Genomic DNA, 4,526 nt, shown 5'->3' with positions numbered 1-4,526 from the left:
TCTCGGTGATGGTGTCGCTGGCGGAGCTGTGGCGTTCGTATGGGGTCGAGCCTGCCGCGGTGGTGGGGCATTCGCAGGGTGAGATCGCGGCGGCGTGCGTCGCGGGGGCGCTGTCGCTCGGCGACGCCGCCGCGGTCGTCGCGCTGCGGTCCCGTGCCTTGCGGGCGTTGGCCGGCACCGGCGGCATGGTCTCGCTGGGGCGCACACCGGACGACGCGCGGGTGTTGGTGGACCGCTGGGCGCCGGGACTGTCGATCGCCGCCGTGAACGGCGCCCGGTCCGTCGTCGTCTCCGGCGAGGACCAGGCCCTTGAGGAACTGCTCGCACACTGCGCGGAACACGACATCCAGGCTCGGCGGATCGCCGTCGACTACGCCTCCCACTCCGCACAGATCGAGACGCTCCGCGACGAGCTGCTGGCGGCGGTCGCCGGCATCTCCCCGCAGCGCGCGCGGATCCCGTTGTACTCGACGGTGACCGGGACGGTGCTGTCCGGCGAGCAACTGGACGCCGACTACTGGTACCGGAACCTGCGGCACACCGTGCTGCTGCACGAGACGGTGGAGCGCCTCGACGCCGACGGCTTCGGCTTCCTCGTCGAATGCAGTCCACACCCGGTGCTCGCCACCGGTCTCCGGGAGACGCTGGAGGCACGGGGAAGTACCGCCGCGGTGCTCGGCACCCTCCGGCGTGACCAGGGTGGTCTCGACCGGTTCCTGGCGAGCGCGGCGGAGGCGTGCGTGCGGGGCCTCGATCCCCACTGGGCCGCCGCGCTGCCCGAAGACCACGCCGTGCCCGCCGGTCTGCCGACCTACCCGTTCCAGCGCGACAGGTACTGGCTGGACCCGGGCCGGACCATGACCGCCGATGTCACCTCGGCCGGTCTCGCCTCGACCCGCCACCCGGTGCTCAGCGCGGCCGTGCGGCTGGCCGAATCGGGCACAACGGTGTTCACCGGCAGGTTGTCGCCGGCCGCGCATCCCTGGCTGGCCGACCACACGATCGCCGGCATCGCTGTGCTGCCCGGCACGGCCGTGGTCGAGCTGGCCCTGTGGGCGGGCGACCTGCTCGGCTGCGACCAGGTGGACGAGCTGATCCTCCGGACGCCGCTGGTGATACCGGCGACGGACGCGGTCCTGCTGCAGCTGACGGTCGCGGAACCGGACGAGGTCGGCGTCCGGGAGCTGCGGCTGCATGCGTGCGTCGAGAACGCGGCGGAGGACGGGACGTGGATCCTGCACGCGACCGGATCGTTGTCCGGGCCCGGTGCGCCACGCACGGGTGACCTGTCCGCGTGGCCTCCCGCCGGCGCCACCGAGGTCGACGTCCAGGACCTCTACGAGCGGATGGCTGAGGCGGGCGTCGAGTTCGGGCCCGCGTTCCAGGGCGTCCGCGCCGCCTGGCGGCGGGCCGGCGAGGTGTGCGCGGAGGTCGAGCTGCCCTCGGCGCAGCAGGACGACGCCGACCGGTACGCCGTGCACCCCGCGTTGCTCGACTCGGCGCTGCACGCCATCGGCCTGTGCGACTTCCTCGGCGACGCGGTGACCGCGCTCCGGCCGTTCTCCTACACCGGAATCCGGGTGTACGCGGCGGGCGCCACGACGCTGCGCGTGCGACTGTCCGACGCTGGTGACGGCAGAGTCCGGCTGGTGGTGGCCGACGGGACCGGCGCCCCTGTCGCCGAGGTCGACTCGCTGGTCCTGCGGCCGGTCTCGACCGAACAGGTACGGGCAGGCGCCGCCACCCACCACGGCTCCCTGTTCCGGGTGGACTGGCGCCCGGTCGAGGCCACCGCGGCGCCGGAGCCGGGGTACTGGGTGACCGTCGGCGAACCGCGGCCGGAGTGGCACCGGATGGTGACCGCCGCCGATGGCGGTGAGACAGCGAGGTACGCCGATATCGAGGCGCTGGCCGAGGCGATCGACGCCGGTTCGCCCGTTCCGGACGTGGTGTTCGCGGCAGGCACGTGCGCGGGCGCGCCGGCGGGGCTGGCGGAGAGGGCCAGGGCCGCGGTCGATCGGGTGTTGGCGCTCGCGCGGACGTGGTCCGCCGACGAGCGCTTCGCCGCCGCCCGGCTGGTGGTGGTGACCAGCGGTGCGGTGGCCGTCGAACCGGACGACCGGGTGCCCGACCCGGCAGGCGGCGCGGTTTGGGGACTGGTGAGGTCGGCGCAGTCCGAACACCCGGGCCGATTCGCACTGCTGGACGTGGCCGGGGACGCGGTGTCGCCGCGCCTGCTGCGGCTCGCCGTCGGATCCGGTGAACCACAGCTCGCCGTGCGCTCAGGGCGTGTGCTGGTGCCGCGCCTGGCCAGGGTGCCGTCGACGAGCGGCACCACCGACCCCGCCCCGGTGTTCGACCGGATGGGCACGGTGCTCGTGACCGGCGCCACCGGAGGTCTCGGCGCGCTGCTGGCGCGTCACCTGGTCAGCGAGCACGGCGCCAGGAACCTGTTGCTCGTCAGCAGGAGCGGCGCGGAGGCGGCCGGCGCCACCAGGTTGCAGGCCGAACTGCTCGAACTCGGCACCGATGTGACCCTCGCCGCATGCGACCTCGCCGACCGGGTCGCGGTGTCCGAACTGCTCGAACAGGTCCCGGCGAGCCGGTCGCTGACCGCTGTGATCCACCTGGCCGGGGTGTTCGACGACGGGCTGCTGTCCTCGCTGACCCCCGGGCAGGTCGCGGCGGTGCTGCGTCCCAAGGTCGACGCCGCGGTCATCCTGCACGAGCTGACGGCCGGCATGGGGCTGTCCGCCTTCGTACTGTTCTCCTCGGTGGCGGGCACCTTCGGCGGGGCCGGTCAGGGCAACTACGCCGCCGCCAACGCGTTCCTCGACGCGTTGGCCCAGCACCGCCGGGCACAGGGAATGCCGGGCCGCTCGCTCGCGTGGGGGCTGTGGGCCGAACGCGCCGGTATGGCCGGTCAGGTCGAGGCGGCCGCCTTGGCCCGCGGCACGCGTCGTGGCGTCGCGCCGATGTCGGCCGAGGAAGGGCTCGCGCTGTTCGACGCGGCGTGCCGCGCCGAGGACGCGGTGCTGGTGCCGATGCGGCTCGACCATGAGGCGCTGCGGGCGAGAGCGGCGTCCGGTGATGTCCCGCCGCTGCTGCGCGGCCTGGTCCGCCGGCCTCGGCTCCGGGCGACCGCCGCCGAGGCGACCTTCGCGCAACGGCTCGCCCGCGCGTCCGATGCCGAACGCCGGCAGGTGCTGCTCGACGTGATCCGGGAACACGCGGGCGGCGTGCTCGGCTACGAGTCGCTCGGCGAGCTGGACGGCGACAAGCCGTTCCGGGAGATGGGGTTCGACTCGCTGACCGCCGTCGAGCTGCGGAACCAGCTGAGCGCGGTGACCGGCCTGCGGCTACCGGTGACCCTGGTTTTCGACCACCCCAGTCCGGAGATGCTGGCCGACCGGCTGTACGACGGGCTCTTCGGAGGCCCCGGGGCGGGCGAGCCGGCGGACGAGGACGACAGGCGGATCCGCGAGGCTCTCGCGACGTTGCCGATCGCCCGCCTGCGCGCCGTCGGTCTGCTCGACACGCTGCTGGACATGACCGGCGACGGGACCGGAACACCGCCGCCCGCACCGCCGGAGAACCGGGACCGGATCGAGGCGATGGACGCGGCGTCGCTCGTTCGGCTCGCCCTCGCCGACACCAAGGGCACGCTATGACGGAGACAGGGTCTGCTATGGACGGTTCGTCGGCGGAGATGGTCGACGCCCTGCGTGCCGCGCTGCTCACGAGCGACCGGCTGCGGCAGGAGAACAGGCGGCTCGCGGCCGCGTCGACCGAGCCGGTCGCGATCGTGGCGATGGCGTGCCGGTACGCGGATGTGGCGCGGAGCCCGGAGGAACTGTGGTCGCTGGTCCACGCCGGCAGGGAGGCGATGAGCGGACCGCCCACCGGCCGGGGATGGGACCTGTCCGCCGGTGACCCCGAGCTGTGCGGTGGTTTCATGCATGACGCCGGTGACTTCGACGCCGGCTTCTTCGGCATCTCGCCCCGCGAGGCCGTCTTGGTGGACCCGCAGCAGCGGCTGCTGCTGGAGGCGTCCTGGGAGGCGATCGAGAGAGCACGCATCGACCCCCGGTCACTTCGCGGCAGCCGGACCGGCGTGTTCGTCGGCGGCTCGGCGCACGAGTACATGACCTTGCTGGCCTCTGCGCCCGGCGGGGTGGACTACCTGGCGACCGCAGCGTCCGGCAGCGTGCTGGCCGGCCGGATCTCCTACACGCTCGGCCTGGAAGGCCCGGCGATGACGGTGGACACCGCGTGCTCGTCGTCGCTGGTGGCGCTGCACCTGGCTGTGCGGTCCCTGCGCGACGGCGAGAGCTCTCTGGCCCTGGCCGGTGGGGTTTCCGTGATGGCGACACCCGGACCGTTCGCGGCCTTCGCCGCCCAGGGCGGTCTCGCCGGGGACGGCCGGTGCAAGTCGTTCGCGGCCGCGGCGGATGGGACGGGTTGGGGGGAGGGTGTCGGTGTTCTTCTGCTGGAGCGGTTGTCGGATGCGCGGCGTAACGGGCATC

2 protein-coding genes are annotated in these 4,526 nt (G+C 73.6%); both read left to right on the top strand.

Going from position 1 to position 4,526, the window contains the following annotated elements; genetic code table 11:
- Nucleotides 1-3,671 (top strand): type I polyketide synthase (locus ACFO60_RS40630; protein ID WP_380852840.1); only part of this gene is annotated, 3,671 nt, incomplete at its 5' end.
- Nucleotides 3,672-3,688: 17 nt separating this feature from the next.
- Nucleotides 3,689-4,526: beta-ketoacyl synthase N-terminal-like domain-containing protein (locus ACFO60_RS40625; RefSeq protein ID WP_380852837.1), on the top strand; the 838-nt coding region annotated here is incomplete at its 3' end.

The sequence above is a fragment of the Sphaerisporangium dianthi genome (assembly GCF_042654065.1).
In the GTDB taxonomy this organism is placed as follows: Bacteria; Actinomycetota; Actinomycetes; order Streptosporangiales; family Streptosporangiaceae; genus Sphaerisporangium; species Sphaerisporangium dianthi.
Note: the sequence above shows the minus strand (reverse complement) of the source record. Positions and strands in the feature narration are given on the sequence as shown.